The organism is Stenotrophomonas sp., assembly GCF_031995405.1.
Lineage (GTDB): Bacteria > Pseudomonadota > Gammaproteobacteria > Xanthomonadales > Xanthomonadaceae > Stenotrophomonas.
Genome location: NZ_DAMAGC010000107.1, coordinates 1 through 14,683, shown reverse-complemented (window position 1 = coordinate 14,683; position 14,683 = coordinate 1). Strand labels below are relative to the sequence as shown.

Here is a 14,683-nt window from a genome sequence, read left to right as displayed (position 1 = left end):
CAGGCCGGGGGACATTTGCGCCAGGGGCCTACCGGCTGCTACGGGGCCCTCACGCGCGCGAAACCCCCGAAGGAGGACACAACCCGCTTCACACGTCGCCTGCACTGCCGGCCCAGTCGCATAGCGTCGAACTCACGCTACGACGGCCCTTGCAACAAGCCGTTCCCCTCAGGGGGGAGAAGAAGCGTTTTGCAGGGGTGTCTCGCGCGCGAATCTCCCGCAGGCCGACGCCGTAGGGACATTCGCCCGCAGAGGCAACGTGGCCGACGTCCGACCCACCGGTCTTTCAGTGATTGCGTTCGACTGCCAGCCGCCCCAGCGCACGCAATGCATCGGCGCGTTCGTCGTAGCCGGCCAGGCTCTCGTGCATGCGCTCGCTGAGCGCAGCCAGTTCGGCCTTGGCACCATCCATGCCGAGCAGCGCGGGGAAGGTCGACTTGGCGTGTGTCGCGTCCTTGCCGGCGGTCTTGCCCAGTTGCTCGGAGCTGGCTTCCACATCGAGGATGTCATCGCGCACCTGGAAGGCCAGGCCCAGCGCGCTGGCGAATGCGTCCAGCTGCAGCAGGTCGGCCTGCGGCGCATCGCCACACAGCGCGCCCATGCGCACCGCCGCGCGGATCAGCGCGCCGGTCTTGAGCGCATGCATCCGCTGCAGTGCAGCCAGCGGCTGTACGTGACCGGTGGCGTCGATGTCCAGCGCCTGCCCGCCGCACATGCCGGCCGCACCCGAAGCATGGGTCAGCGCCTGCAGAAAGTGCACGCGCAGCAGCGCCGGCAGCGCGGCATCGGCCAGCAGGCCGAAGGCCCGTGTCTGCAGGGCATCGCCGGCCAGGATCGCGGTGGCTTCGTCGAAGGCGATGTGGGTGGTGGGACGGCCGCGACGCAGCGCGTCGTCGTCCATCGCCGGCAGGTCGTCATGGACCAGCGAATAGGCGTGGATCAGTTCCACCGCCATCGCCGGCGCATCCAGGCTGTGCTCATCGGCGCCGAATACCTGCCCGCTGGCATACACCAGCAGGGGGCGCATGCGCTTGCCGCCGCCGAGCACCGCGTAGCGCATCGCCTGGTGCAGGCGCTGCGGGGCGTCTTCGGGCGAGGGTAGGCTGGCGTCGAGCTGGCTTTCGATGCGGTCGCGCCAACGCGCGAACGTGGCCTCAACCGTCATGGCTGGGCGGGTCGAAGCTTTCGGCGGTGTCAGGGCGGGCCGGATCGCTGAGCAGGCGCACGCGCAGTTCGGCCTGCTCCAGCGCCTGCTGGCACTGGCGGTACAGGCCGACGCCGCGCTCGTAGGCGCTGAGCGATTGTTCCAGGCTCAGATCGCCGGCTTCCATCTTCTCCACCAGCTGTTCCAGTTCTTCCAGCGACTGCTCGAAGTGGGCGACCGGGGAGGTTTCGTTGGGGGACTTCTTGGGCATGGGACAAGTGTGATGCGCCAATCCAGCGGGGTCAATTCACGCCACGCCCGGCGTCCAGCGCAGCTGCGCGTCGTGTTCATCCAGCCAGTGCTGCAGCGCTGCGGCGATGATCCGGTCACCGGCGGCCATCAACATCTCTCCGTCGAACAGCAATGGCAACTGGCGGCGCTGCCAGGGCGGCAGGCCGCGCTGCTGCAGCAGGTCCTTGAGCGCATGCGAATGGGTGCGCCCGGGCAGCTGGATGCGTTCGCCGCCCCGCCGTGCGCGGACCTGCAGGGGCACTTCCAGCCGCGGCGCACCCAGCAGATCCAGTTGGCCGCCATCGGGCAGCGCCAGCGGTGCGCGGCCGTCCCAGTGCACGCTCCAGTGTGGCGGCAGCGCCAACGTGGTGGAGAGCAGATGCAATTCGCCCCGCCAGCGCCGGATCCGCGCGCCCTGCCAGGCGAACTGGGCATCGCCATCGTGCGCGGCCGGCAGCAGTTCGCGTTCGATCGCCTCCACCCCGGCCGCCGGCAACGGTGGCAGGCCGCAGTTGCGCACCCATTGGCGCAGCAGCCGGGCGCGGCGTTCGTGCGGCTGACGCAGCAGGCGCGCGCACTCCAGTACGCCCGGGGCAACGGTGCAGCGGCGCAGTGCCTCGTGGTCGGTGTCTTCCAGCAGACGCTGCGATTGCGCGCACAGGGCGGCACTGCGCGCGAATGCCGCATCGGCCTGTGGCCAGCGCTGCTGCAGCAGCGGCATCACGTGCAGGCGCAGGAAATTGCGGTCGGCCGCATCGCTGGCATTGCTCGGGTCCTCGATCCACGCCAGCCCATGGGTCTGCGCGTAGGCCAGCAACGCACTGCGCGGCACCTGCAGCAGCGGGCGCCACACGCTGCCGGCGGCGAACGGTGCCTGCGCCTTGATCGACGCCAGGCCATCCACGCCGGAGCCACGCAGCGCACGCAGCAGGAAGGTCTCGGCCTGGTCATCGCGATGATGGGCCAGCGCGAGCTGCTCGCCGGGCTGCAGTGCGCCGGCAAACGCGGTGCGCCGGGCGTGGCGGGCGGCGGCCTCGAGCCCTTCGCCGCTGTCGCGCGCGACCTCCACCGGGATCACCTGCAGCGCGATGTCCCACGCCGCGCACTGTGCAGCGCAATGCGCGGCCCAGTCGTCGGCGGGCGCCTGCAGGCCGTGGTGCACGTGCACCGCGCGCAGACCCGCGCCCCGTTGCGCCGGGGACTGGGCCAGCCAGTGCAGCAGCACAGTGGAATCCAGACCGCCGCTGAAGCCGACCAGGACCGGTGCGGGTGCAGCCGGCGGCGGTGGCAGGGAGATCTTCATGGGGACGGCAGCATCAGGCAGGAGGGCAGTATCGGCGCAGTGGCGCGCCGATGCCATGCGCGGCCATCAGGGCAGGTCGATCTGATAGGCCGGCTGCCCGGTGCGGTCGATGCGGTGCCAGGTGCCGCCGACCATGGCCACGTGGCCGTCCTCGTCCGGGGGGCCACGCGTGCAACCGTTGCAGACCCGGGCCACGCCATCCTCGAAGGCCCAGCCGAAATCGAACGTGGCCGGGAAGGCTTGGCGGAACCCGGTGTCGAAGTAGCCGATGCGTTGACCGACGCGGCCCCGCACCAGCCCTTCAACCACGTCGTCCGGACCGTTGTCGAAGGTGATGACCGGCAGCTGCCGGCCATCGGCCTTGACGTAGTGGAAGCCGCCGCCGGCATGCACCGGCGCGAGCCCGTCGGCGTCGAAGGACAGCGCGGCCAGTGCCCTGGGCTCCAGTTGCAGGCGGCCGTCGACGAACTGGCAGCCGGCCAACGGCTGCAGGCCGTCTTCTTCGGTCAGGGCCAGGCAGGGCGAACCGTCTGCCCAGGCGCAGCCGGCCGCGAGCAGGCCGACCACCAACAGCAGGTGCCGCGCGTGGCGGCCCCTGCGCGGTACGGCGTGGACCTGCGCTGCCATCAGTTGGCGTCGGCCTTGCGCTCGAAGGCGGTCGGCTTGGGCAGCTCCACCGGCACGCCCCTGGCATCGCAGGTACCGGCCTCGCACAGGCGCTGGCGCAGGCGCGGGGTGGCCTGGACGATCATGTGGTAGATCGTGTTCTGCTCCATGGTGCCGCGGATGGCCTTGCTGCCCGGACCGCGCGCCCAGATGCCGACGTCTTCGCCGCCATGGGTTTCGCTCTTGGTCGGTACCAGCGCTTCCTGCATGTAATCGGGATGCTCGGTATCGACGTGGCTCAGGTCCGGACGGCCGCTGGCGGGGTCGAAGCTGCTCGGATTGTGCGGGTAGGTCTTCGGACCGGCCGGCTGCTGGTTGGTCGCACCGGTGTAGCCGGGGCCGTTGGCGTAGCTCAGCGTGGTGTAGGGCAGGCCGAGGCCGTCCCGGGCCACGTCCAGGCCGCCGGTGCCGTCTTCGCCGCCCTTGTCCTTGACCTTGCCCAGGATCGGATTGCCGCGCGCGGGGTAGCCGACGAAATTGAGCGTGTGCGAGTGGTCGGCGGTGACGATGATCAGGGTGTCCTGGTCGGACGTCGCTTCGACCGCCGCGCGCACCGCATCGGACAGGGCCACGGTATCGCTCAGGGCGCGGTAGGCGTTGCCACTGTGGTTGGCGTGGTCGATGCGCGCGCCTTCGACCATCAGCACGTAGCCTTCCTTGTGCCTGGCCAGGTTGGCGATGGCCGCCTTGGTCAGTTCGGCCAGGCTGGGCTCGCCGGCCGGGTCTTCCTTGCGCTCGATTTCATAGCGCATGTGGTCCGGCTCGAACAGGCCCAGCACCGCCGGGGCATTGGCCGCGGCCTGGAGCTGCCTGGCGTTCCAGACATAGGCGCCGCCCGGGTGGGCCTGCTGCCATTCGGTGACCAGGCTGCGCCCGTCCAGGCGCTGGCCGACCTTGTCGTCGTATTCGGGATCGCGTTCTTCCACGGTGGTGAACTGGGCGCGGCCGCCGCCGAGGGCGACCAGCGGGCCACGGCCGTAGCGCGAGGTGGACAGCAGCTGCTGGGCGATGTCGGTGCAGCCGGCAGCCTTGGCCGCTTCGGGCAGGTCGGCGTCGTTTTCCCAGTTGCGCTCGGGCGAGTGGGCGTAGGTGGCGGCCGGGGTGGCGTGGGTGAGGCGGGCGGTGGTGACCACGCCGGTGGCCAGGCCGGCGCTGTCGGCCAGCTGCAGCCAGGTCAGCAGGCCCTTGTTCAAGCTGTCGGCGCAGTCGTTGCGGGTGCCGGCACTGACGCCGATGGCGCCCATGTGGGTTTTCACGCCAGTGGTGATGGCGGTCATGGTGCCGGCCGAATCGGGGGTCTGCGAATCGGTGTTGTAGGTCTTGCTGAACGCGGTGGCCGGGAAGCGCTCCCACGACAGCAGGTTTTCTTCACCGGGATTGCCGTTGCGCTGGCCTTCGAAGATCCGCGCGGCGGCGACCGTGGTGAGGCTCATACCGTCCCCGAGGAACAGGATGACGTTCCTGGCCTTGCCGTCCATGGCGCCCGTGCTGGCTGCGCGCGCGGCGCCACTGCGGTACCACCACTGCGGGGTTTCACCGGCCGGGTGGGCCACGGCGGGGACCTCGACCTTCACGGCGCCGGAGGCGCTGGCGGCGGGCGTGGTGCTGGCGCAGGCGCCCAGCAGCAGGGTGGTGGCGATGGCTGCCACCAAGGACGTGGTACGGGACATGGACAGTCATATCTCATAAGTGAAACGGGCGTTCATTATGCAGAACGCAGCAAGGCACGCCGATGACACGCTGCATTTCCGTGTGCGCCTCGTTCCCCTGCCCGGGTTGGGCTAAGGTGCCTAGCTGTCGAATTCTCTCTGGAAGGCTCATGAAGCTGGTATCTGCGTGGTTGCGGATTCCGTTCTGGCAACGCGTGCTTGGCGGCTTCGTGCTGGGTGCGCTGGCCGGCTGGGTGTTGGGCCCGGCGGCGGAAGTCTGGTTCGGCCCGCTCGGTGACCTGTACGTCACGCTGATCAAGATGATCGCGGTGCCGCTGGTGTTCTTTGCGGTGATCAACGCGATCTCCTCGCTGCACGGCCAGAAGTCGGTGGCCGCGCTGGGCGGGCGCACGTTCCTGTGGTTCATCATCACCGCCGCGCTGGCGGTCTGCGTGGGCCTGGCGGTGGGCACGATCCTGCAGCCGGGTACGGGCAACCTGAGCCTGAGCATGGACCACGGCTACACGCCGCGCGAAGTGCCCAGCGTGATCAAGGTGCTGATGGATGTGGTGCCGTCCAACGTGTTCTATGCGTTGACCGGTATCGGCACGCGGGTGAACGCAGCCGGTGAAACGGTGCTGGCGGCCGGGCGCGGCTCGATCCTGCCGGTGATCTTCTTCGCCGGTCTGCTCGGCTTTGCGATGGTGAAGCTGGGCGACAAGGTGGCCGAGGCGCGCAAGCTGACCGGCCAGATGAGCGACATCATGATCCAGGTGACGCGCTTCGTGCTGGAGATGACGCCGCTGGGAACCTTCGGTCTGATCGCCGGGCTGGTGGGCAGTTACGGCTTCGAGAAGCTGCTGCCGCTGGGCAGTTTCGTGCTGGCGTTGTACGTGGCGTGCGCGTTCCACATCGTGGTGGTCTACGGCGGGCTGCTGTTGTCGCACGGGTTGAACCCGCTGAAGTTCTTCCGCGGTGCGGCGCCGGGCATGCAGGTGGCGTTCGTGAGTTCGTCGAGCTTTGCGGCGATGCCGGCGGCGATGCGTTCGATCACGCACAACCTGGGCGTGAACAAGGACTACGCCTCGTTCGCGGTGCCGTTGGGCGCGAGCATCAAGATGGATGGCTGCGGGGCGATCTATCCGGCGTTGTGCGCGGTGTTCATCGCGCAGTACACCGGGGTGCCGTTGTCGCCGGAGCAGTACATCGTGGTGCTGATCGCTTCGGTGCTGGGCAGTTTCGGTACGGCGGGCGTGCCGGGTACGGCGGTGGTTATGGCGACGGTGGTGTTGAGCGCGGCCAATCTGCCATTGGAAACGATCGGGTATCTGTATGCGATCGATCGCATCCTGGACATGATGCGCACGATGACCAACGTGACCGGGCAGATGCTGGTGCCGGTGCTGGTGGCCAAGGAGACGGGGCTGCTTGATCGGGCGGTTTACGATAATCCTTCGACCAATCTGGGCGTGGACGAGATTGAAGAACGGACGTCCTGAGCGTGCTGCGCCATGATTGATAGGAAGTGGCCCGCGAAAGCGGGCCTTTTTTTTTGTTCTTCTTCCAACCGCGTGGCAAGCACGACGCGCTCTTCAATTTTCAGGCGCGGTGGTCGGTGGATCAGGCGCCGGGCCCCCATGCCCCTTCCGGCGAATGTCCCCCGGCCGCGGAGCGGCCTCCTCCTTTATTTCGCCTCCAGGGGCATGGGGGCCCAGCGCCTGATCCACCGACCCCGCCAGAAAAGCCTGGCTTCTGCCTGCGCGCCGCAAGCGGAGCCTCGTAGTGGCCGGTAGGCCCTTGGGCAAAATAAAGGAGGAGGCCGACCAGGCCGGGGGACACTACGCCAAGGGCCTACCGGCCGCTACGGGGCCCTGACGCTCGCGGCAGGCCTGGACGGAGAAATTTCTACGGCGCACCGTGATCCGCGGAGTAAGTCGAATACTTGATCGGCTTTTGTCGTTGCGCTGTTCTCCATGATCCTGACCACGCGCTGTAAAGGGTGTATCAGCGGCTGTAACACGGGTGATACACCCGAGAGAAAGCGAGCAGCGGCGGGCCTGTGTGGCGCGTGACGTGCTTGTTCAGCAGATGTTATTTCCAACGGATCTGTAACAACCTTGTTGCCGCGTTACACCCGGGGATGTCGAAAAGCCCCGCAACGACGGGCTTTGGAGGTTGGCACGAATGCTGCGTTACCCCTCGGCACGTTTCGAGGAGGTCGCCATGGACAGCGTTGTTGCACACCGCATCATTCCCGCAGGTTGCTGGCTGCTTGCCGCCGTGCTCGCGTTGCCGGCCGCCGCGCACGCCTCCGGCGCACGCCAGGGCGTCAAGGCGCAGCCCGGTGAAATCGTCCTGCTGCGCGATGTCTCCACCCGGCCGGCCTACCGGCCTGCGCCGCCCGGCATGGCCTTGATCGCCGATCCCTCGCCGAAGCGCGAGGTCGCCCAGGCCCTTGGCACCTCCAGCGGCATGGATGAACTCAGCGACGACGACTACGCCGCCCTGGGCTCCAATACCGGCGCCGGCGTTACCCATTCGCAGACCACCATCGAACGCGTCACCGGACATACCGTCAACGCCACGCTTGGCAAAGTCACCGACAGCGGCATGCTCTCCGGCGGCCAGCTCAGCACCACCCTCGGTGGCCCCATGGGTGCCGTCACCGGCGCCACCCGCGGCATCGGCGACCAGGTGCGTGGCGCACTGGCCCAGTTCCCGTTGGGCCAGCCGGCAGGCGGGCCCGGAAAATGAGCCGCCTCCCGCGCATCCTGCTGCTGGCCACCGTCGTCGCCGCGCCGCTGCCGCTCTGCGCGCAGCAGGCCGATGACTACGCCGCCATGCTGTCCTACCTCAATACCAGCCGCATCGACGGCCGCGCGCTGTCCGGCGCCGATGGCGCCATCACCGTCAACATGGTCGCCGGCGACCTCAACCAGCAGGCCAACCTGCTCGGCATCGCCAACGGCCGCAACGCCCACATCGACGTCAACGCGCGCCAGCAGCAGACCGACAACCAGGTCACCGGTGACGGCCCCCTGCACGCCAGCGCCAGTATCGGTGGGCAGGCACTCAACGGCGCCAGCGGCGTCGCCATGATCAACCAGGCCAGCGGCACCGGCAACGCGACGCGCAACGTCGTCACCGCCACGCTGGCGCAACAGGGCATACGCGAGTCGAACGATGCGGCCTTGGCCGCCTCGGGGGCGCTCGTGTCAGCAGGGGGGCAGGGGGCCGTCAACCGCGGTCGGCCGGCCGGAACCCGCAGCGTCGCGGTGGAAGGCACCGCGCTGCAGGGCTTCGACGGCGTCCTGCAACTCAATCAGATCGCGGGATCCGGCAACGCCACCGCAAACCAACTGAGCATCTCGGTGCAGTCCACCCCGTGAGTAGTCACATCCACCCGATTGTCTGTGATGAGAGAGAGGGCACCATGAACACCAACATGCACCGTACCGTATTGGCCATCGCGATCGCAGCCGCGTCCGCGTCCGTTGCCGCGCAGGACAACCAGAACCAGAGCGCGTTCATCAACCACCTGCACAACGTGGTGGAAACGCGCACCAACCTCAACACCAACGTCGACACCGATGTTGATACCAACATCGACACCAACATCGAAACCAACACGCGCAACGACAACGATTCGCGTACCTGGAACCGTACCTGGAACAACACCCGCAACAACAACACCACCAGCAACACCAATACCACCAACAACAGCACCACCAACAGCAGCGTCACCCGCACCCGCGACGTCACCGTCAACGAGAACGTCAACAAGACCAGCAACATCCAGGCCGACGAGCGCCAGGAAAAGAACAACCACGGCGTTGACGTCAACCTCGAAAAGGACATGCGCCTGAGTTCGGACGTGAACTTCTCGGGCGACCCGGAAATCACCGGCTCCATCGACCTCGATTCGGCGGCGGTGGCCATCATCGACAACCGCCAGTCGATCACCGACAACGCCGCCTCCAACAGCCTGGTCACCAACAGCGCCTCGATCGCCGATGACGTCGGCTCCGATGCCTCGGGCAACCTCGGCTTCAATGTCGCCGCCGGCGACAACAACGCCCAGGACAACGCCGCGTCGTTGTCCGCGGCCGATGCCTCCTTCAGCTTCGGCATGGCCGACGCCGAAGTGTTCGTCAACCAGTACGGCGCCGGCAACACCACCCTCAACTCCGGCGTGACCAACGCCGCAGGCCTGGGCGGCAATGCCTTCAGCAATGCGTCGGGCAACATCGGTGCCAACGTCGCCTCGGGCAACAACAACGAGCAGAAGAACGCACTCGCTGCCTCGGTGGCCACAAGCGCCTATGCGACCTCGAGCATCAGCTCCAACCAGGTCTCCACCGGCAACAGCGTGGCCAATGCCGGCTACCTGCGCTCCATGACCGACACCGTCAACGTCAGCCTGCGTGGCCGCGTCGCCGGTGGCACCCTGGCCGTGGGCGCCGGTACCTACAGCGGCAGCGGCAGCGCCTACCAGAAGGACAACTACTACCTGGATTCCTGGAGCGGTGAACTGCCGCACCCGGGTGGCAACGCGACCGGCCACCTCGACATGGACAACGAGATCCAGAACGCAACGGCCAACCCGAACCGGGAAGGCGTGGGCGGTATCGCGTTTGATACCGATGAAAGTGGCACCAGCCGGTTCGTCGAACTGGGTGTGGCCGATCTGTATGCCAGCCTGAGCGGCACCGTCTCCACCACCCGCTGGGTGAACGTGGATGCGACCAACACCGCGGCGCTGTCCGGCAGTGCGTTCTCCGGCGCCTCCGGCAACATCGGGGTGAACGTGGCGGCCGGCACCGGCAACCTGCAGGCCAACAGCCTGGCCCTGGCCGTTGCGCAGCCGTCCACCGGCGGTGGTGGCGGCACCGGCGAGTAACCCGTTGTCCGTTTTCGCAAGCAGTACGCGTTGAGCGCAACAAACCCGGCCACCCGCCAGTGGCCGGGCCCCCGGGAGCCCCTGTTCCATCCTCCCCCTTTGGGACAGGGGCTCCTTCCTTTGCCGGAGTCAGGTCGATGTTGAAGCAGACGCTGTGCGGATCGTTGCTGTGGCTGATGCTGCCCTTCGGCGCTGCGCGTGCCGGCGATGTCGGCTTCAGCGGGGTGCTGCCCAATGGTGCGGTGCTCACCCAGCGCGTGGAAAGCATGCAGGAGCGGCGCTTCCGCAACGTGGTGCGGCAACACACCGATTACAGCTGTGGCGCGGCGGCGCTGGCCACCATCCTGCGTTACGCCTACCACCTGGAGGCCGACGAAGGCACGGTGATCGAAGGGATGATGGGGGTCTCGGACCCGCAACTGGTCCACCAGCGTGGGTTTTCGCTGCTGGACGTCAAACGGTATGTCGAATCGATGGGCATGCGCGGACGCGGCTACCGCGTCAACGAGGAGCGCCTGCGCTCACTGCGCGTGCCCGGGCTGGTGCTGATGGATGTGCGTGGCTTCCGCCACTTCGTTGTCCTCAAGCAGGTTCGCGACGATGTGGTCGATGTCGCCGACCCGATCCTGGGCAACCGCAGCATTCCCGTCAGCGAATTTCTCCAGGCGTGGCCGTCGCGCGCCGTGTTTGTCGTGATCGGCAGTGACTTCGATCGCAACACGGTGCTGCTGCAACCCGGCGAACGGCCCAGTGCGCGTTCGCTGTATGCCCGGCAGGGACCGATCACCGACGCGGAGCTGGTCGATTTCGGTTTCACCCACGCCGATCTGTTCTAGGAGGCACCATGAACATCGCACGATGGACGCACGGCGTAGTGCTGCTGGCCCTGTTGGGCGTCGCACCGGCACATGCCGAAGAAGGACGACCCGGCAAGGGCCTGAACGAGATACCCGATCCCGAGCTGAGCCTGATGCGCGGGCGCTACACGGTCAACGGCAACAGCGTGGCCTGGTTCGGGGTGACGATGATCACCCAGTGGAACAGCGGGGGGCAGGCCGCGCGCAGCGCGCTCACCCTGGGCATGGATTTCAGCCACGGCGGTACGCCGAAGATCAGCTTCAGTCCATCGGTGACGGTGACCGCCGCCGATGCGCCGCTGCCGGTGACGCCCGGACGCAGCATCGACGCGAGCGGCCTGCAGAACGTGGCGGGCCTGACCCAGAGCATCCAGGTGGCCGGTGACGGCAATGTCGCCAGCAACAGCACCCACCTCGACGTACGCGATGGCAGCGCACCGGCCGAAGGCAGCGCGGGGCCGACCCTGGCGAGCGTGCAGCAGGGCGGGGTCAGCGCGGTGGCGCAGCTGGACGGCAACAACGCCAGGGTGCAGGTGCAGATCGACGGCGTCGGCGCGGTGCAGCAGTGGATCCGCAACGGCAGTGTCGGCCAGAGCATCGCCATCGGCAGTGATGGCCAGGCGGTGAGCAACCGCATGCAGATCGATCTTGTCCGGCAGTCGCTGGCCAGCAACGTCCCGCTCAGCCAGAACGTGGCGCAGGCGATGACCCTGGTGCGCGGTGTCGGCATGGGGCCCGGCCAGTAGTCCAGGGTCGGGCAGGGGGAGTGACAACACAACCGTGGGCCAAGGCACATGCACACCTCGATACACGCAACCCCGTTGGCGCTGGCGGCGCTGGCACTGATGGCGGCCGCCGGTGCACATGCGCAGGCGGCGCCGGCCGACGAAGCCGACGTCAAGGCACTGATCACCCAGCTGGAAACGCTCAAGGCCAACTACGCGCAGGAAGTGCGTCGCCTGCGCGAGCTGGACATGCAGGTGCAGGCGATGCAGGCACGGCTCTCCGGCAAGACCGCTCCGATCGCGGGCGCCAACGCAGGGCCGCCCCCGTTGCCGGCCGATACGCCGGCTGTTGCACCCAGCGCCGACGGCTACGCCAGCAGCGCTGCCGAGGCACAGCAGGCCAAGCAGGCCTCGCGACGCAGCGTGGATGACGTCAAGCAGCAGCAGGCGGCATTGTTCAGCCGTCGCTTCACCCTGGAAAACAGCCTCACCTACGCACGCTACGACCGCAAGCAGGTCACCCTCAACGGTTTCCTGGCCCTGGATGCGATTTTCCTGGGCAACATCGCCATCGAAAACGTCGAGTCGGACACGCTGACCTACAACCTGGCCGCGCGCTGGGGCGTCAGCCCGCGGCTGACCTTGAACCTGGACGTGCCCTACCTGGCGCGCAAGACCGTGTTCCAGAAGGGCGGTGCGGGGGGCTCGGCGGCGGCCATCGCGCAGGAGGAAACCACCGGCAACGGCATCGGCGATGTTGGACTGAGCGCCAACTACCGCTTGTTCGCCGAACACGGCCGCTGGCCGGAAACGGTACTGACCGCCGGTGCCACCGCGCCGACAGGGCGCGCGCCGTATGGCGTGGACTGGAAGGTCCTCGAACGCGACGACGACGACTTCATCCGCTTCGCCGTGCCCGAACAGCAGCCCACCGGCAATGGCGTCTGGCAGGCCAACATCGGCCTGTCGGCAGTGAAGACGGCCGATCCGGCGATCCTGTTCGCCAACCTCGGCTACATCCACTCCTTCCCGCGCAGCTTCGACGACCTGGATGCGAACCCGGACACGGTCAATCCCGGGGAGGTGAAACTGGGTGGGTCGTATTACTTCGGTGCCGGGGTGGCGTTCGCCTTCAATGAGCGCACCAGCCTGAGCATTTCCTTCAGCGACAAATTGAGCAGCCGCGCGTCCACCCGCTACCGCAACGGCCAATGGCTGAAGGTGATCGGCAGCGACGCCAACGCCGGCACGCTCAATCTGGGCATCACCTACGCGCTCAACCGCAACACCACGCTGGTCAGCATGCTCGGCATCGGCCTCACCCCGGATGCGCCGGACTTCACGTTGGCCTTCAAGGTGCCGTACATGCTTTGAGCGCGTGCGCTCAACGCCTGTACGGTATTACAGCGCACCTGGACTGCGCACCGTGGGTGCGCGACCGCCCATGCCGGGAGATCTGTGCTTTCCGCTGGCCCGCAGCGTGTTCGCGCGCCCCTTCAACGAAAAGGGCGTTCGCTCTCGGATGGGCTGCAGGCTGCTGCGGAGGGCGTCAGAGGGTTGTGTCGGGTCAACGCAGTTCGGGGAGGGCGAGCTGGTGTTTGCGGCAGAGGCGGTAGACGGTGACGCGGGAGACCTGCATGTGCCGGGCGCAGGCGGTGATGTTGAAATCGTTCTGGCGCAGTGCGCGCAGCAGGGTTTCGCGTTCGGCCAGCTGGCGCGCATCGTGCAGCAGCTTGTGCGGTACGTCCTGCTGTGTCGGGATCAGTTCCAGGTCGACCACGCTGATCAGCTCCCCGTCGGCCACGATCGCCGCCCGCTGCACGCGGTTGAGCAGTTCGCGCACGTTGCCCGGCCATCCGAACCGCTCCAGGGCGCGGCGTGCTTCGGCATTGAAGCCGCGTGCGCGGGTGACGTGGCGGTCGCGGAAGCTGGCCAGGAAGTGATGGGCCAGCAGCAGGATGTCGCTGCTGCGATCGCGCAGCGGCGGCAGCGGCAGGCGCAGCACGTTCAAGCGGTAGAACAGGTCGCGGCGGAACCGGCCGTGCTCGACGGCCTGCTCGAGATCGACATGGGTGGCCGCCAGCACCCGCACGTCCACGACCAGGGGCCGGTTGCTGCCCACGCGCTCGAGGGTGCCCTCCTGCAGCACGCGCAGCAGGTTGGTCTGTGCATCCAGCGGCAGGTCGCCGATTTCATCGAGGAACACGGTGCCGCCGTGGGCCGTCTCGAACAGGCCCAGCCGTCGGCTCGCCGCACCGGTGAAGGCGCCGCGCTCGTGGCCGAACAGTTCGGACTGCACCAGCGCGGCCGGGATGGCACCGCAGTTCACCGCCAGGAAGGGCCGACCGTGGCGCGGCGAAAGTGCGTGCAATGCCTGCGCGGCCAGTTCCTTGCCGGTGCCCGTTTCGCCGGTGATCAGCACGGGCAGGTCGACCGGGGCGTACTTGCGGATCGCCGCGCGGGTGACCTGCAGCACGGCGCTTTCGCCGATCAGTTGTTGGGGGCCGTGCGCGACGGGGTGCGCGGCCTGGCCGGACAGCTGTTGCAGGCGCTGGACGATGTGGCCCAGTTCGATCGGCGCGGTCCACGTTTCCGTGCAGGCGGCCAGCAGCGGCTGCAGGGCGGGCGGGACGGCAGCGGCACTGGCGGGCAGGAGGGCCAGCAGGGTCATGTGGCGGTGCGCCTCAAGCAGCGTTTCCAGTCGGGCCAGATTGGTCGGCAGCGCGCTGCGCAGGTCGAGCAGGCCGACGACCTGATCGCTGCCGCGCATGCCGATGGCCACGCAGTCGTCGGTAGCCACGCTGCGGACCTGCCAGCCTGCTGCGGCGAGCGCGGTACGTTCGGCCGGTTGCGGTTGCCCAAACCAGATCACACACCGGGACGGGAAATCAGGGACTGCCGCCATGCGTCACCTTGTCGAAAAGGATCACAGGCGGCATTCACTGCAGGTCCGGTGGCCGTGGACGTGCCGCCCCACGTCCGGGTCCGCGGCCCGCCGGAACGCCGGCAGGCACTGGGTGTTGGCAATTGCTTGAACAACATGAGGGACAACGCCGGTTGGAGGTGAAAGCGGCCAGGGCAACGGCAGAGGCGGCCGTCGGTGGGTCGGGCGCTGGGGCCCCATGCCCTTTCCGGCGAATGTCCTCCG

At 67.8% G+C, this 14,683-nt stretch carries 13 protein-coding genes; 7 read left to right on the top strand and 6 right to left on the bottom strand.

The genetic code is table 11. The features are described 5' to 3' along the window. Positions 1-286: 286 nt before the first annotated feature. From RTO53_RS15795 to RTO53_RS15775, 5 genes are all read right to left on the bottom strand, one after another. Positions 287-1,165 (bottom strand): farnesyl diphosphate synthase, encoded by an 879-nt coding sequence (locus tag RTO53_RS15795; protein WP_312238692.1) that lies wholly within the window; start codon positions 1,163-1,165, stop codon positions 287-289. Further along, positions 1,155-1,415 (bottom strand): exodeoxyribonuclease VII small subunit, encoded by a 261-nt coding sequence (locus tag RTO53_RS15790; RefSeq protein ID WP_312238691.1) that lies wholly within the window; start codon positions 1,413-1,415, stop codon positions 1,155-1,157. The genes RTO53_RS15795 and RTO53_RS15790 overlap by 11 nt, the downstream gene beginning before the upstream one ends. Before the next feature lie 36 nt (positions 1,416-1,451). Beyond that, positions 1,452-2,738, bottom strand: coding sequence for a tRNA lysidine(34) synthetase TilS (tilS, locus tag RTO53_RS15785; RefSeq protein WP_312238690.1), 1,287 nt, complete (start codon positions 2,736-2,738; stop codon positions 1,452-1,454). 66 nt (positions 2,739-2,804) lie between these two features. Then, positions 2,805-3,365, bottom strand: coding sequence for a WG repeat-containing protein (locus RTO53_RS15780; protein ID WP_312238689.1), 561 nt, complete (start codon positions 3,363-3,365; stop codon positions 2,805-2,807). Next, positions 3,365-5,074 (bottom strand): alkaline phosphatase, encoded by a 1,710-nt coding sequence (locus RTO53_RS15775; RefSeq protein ID WP_312238688.1) that lies wholly within the window; start codon positions 5,072-5,074, stop codon positions 3,365-3,367. Before RTO53_RS15775 ends, RTO53_RS15780 begins: the two co-directional genes overlap by 1 nt. 149 nt (positions 5,075-5,223) lie before the next feature. Here RTO53_RS15775 and RTO53_RS15770 point away from each other — a divergent pair, with 149 nt between their 5' ends. The 7 genes from RTO53_RS15770 (at position 5,224) to RTO53_RS15740 (ending at position 12,909) form a co-directional block, all read left to right on the top strand. Next, positions 5,224-6,552 carry a dicarboxylate/amino acid:cation symporter gene (locus tag RTO53_RS15770; RefSeq protein WP_256777521.1) on the top strand — a complete coding sequence of 443 codons (1,329 nt, stop codon included), beginning with the start codon at positions 5,224-5,226 and terminating at the stop codon, positions 6,550-6,552. Between the two features lie 724 nt (positions 6,553-7,276). Next, a complete protein-coding gene (locus tag RTO53_RS15765; RefSeq protein ID WP_312238693.1) occupies positions 7,277-7,807 on the top strand; it encodes a hypothetical protein in 531 nt (176 codons plus the stop codon). Continuing rightward, positions 7,804-8,442 (top strand): hypothetical protein, encoded by a 639-nt coding sequence (locus RTO53_RS15760; RefSeq protein ID WP_312238687.1) that lies wholly within the window; start codon positions 7,804-7,806, stop codon positions 8,440-8,442. The genes RTO53_RS15765 and RTO53_RS15760 overlap by 4 nt, the downstream gene beginning before the upstream one ends. A 44-nt stretch (positions 8,443-8,486) precedes the next feature. After that, positions 8,487-9,953: an adhesin gene (locus RTO53_RS15755; protein WP_312238686.1), complete on the top strand. Its 1,467-nt coding sequence runs from the start codon at positions 8,487-8,489 to the stop codon at positions 9,951-9,953. A gap of 137 nt (positions 9,954-10,090) precedes the next feature. Next, positions 10,091-10,789: a C39 family peptidase gene (locus RTO53_RS15750; RefSeq protein ID WP_312238685.1), complete on the top strand. Its 699-nt coding sequence runs from the start codon at positions 10,091-10,093 to the stop codon at positions 10,787-10,789. Positions 10,790-10,797: 8 nt separating this feature from the next. After that, positions 10,798-11,556: a hypothetical protein gene (locus RTO53_RS15745; protein WP_312238684.1), complete on the top strand. Its 759-nt coding sequence runs from the start codon at positions 10,798-10,800 to the stop codon at positions 11,554-11,556. 48 nt (positions 11,557-11,604) lie between these two features. Beyond that, positions 11,605-12,909: a hypothetical protein gene (locus RTO53_RS15740; RefSeq protein ID WP_312238683.1), complete on the top strand. Its 1,305-nt coding sequence runs from the start codon at positions 11,605-11,607 to the stop codon at positions 12,907-12,909. A gap of 193 nt (positions 12,910-13,102) precedes the next feature. Here RTO53_RS15740 and RTO53_RS15735 read toward each other — a convergent pair whose 3' ends face one another. Next, positions 13,103-14,440, bottom strand: coding sequence for a sigma-54 dependent transcriptional regulator (locus RTO53_RS15735; protein ID WP_312238682.1), 1,338 nt, complete (start codon positions 14,438-14,440; stop codon positions 13,103-13,105). Positions 14,441-14,683: the final 243 nt, after the last annotated feature.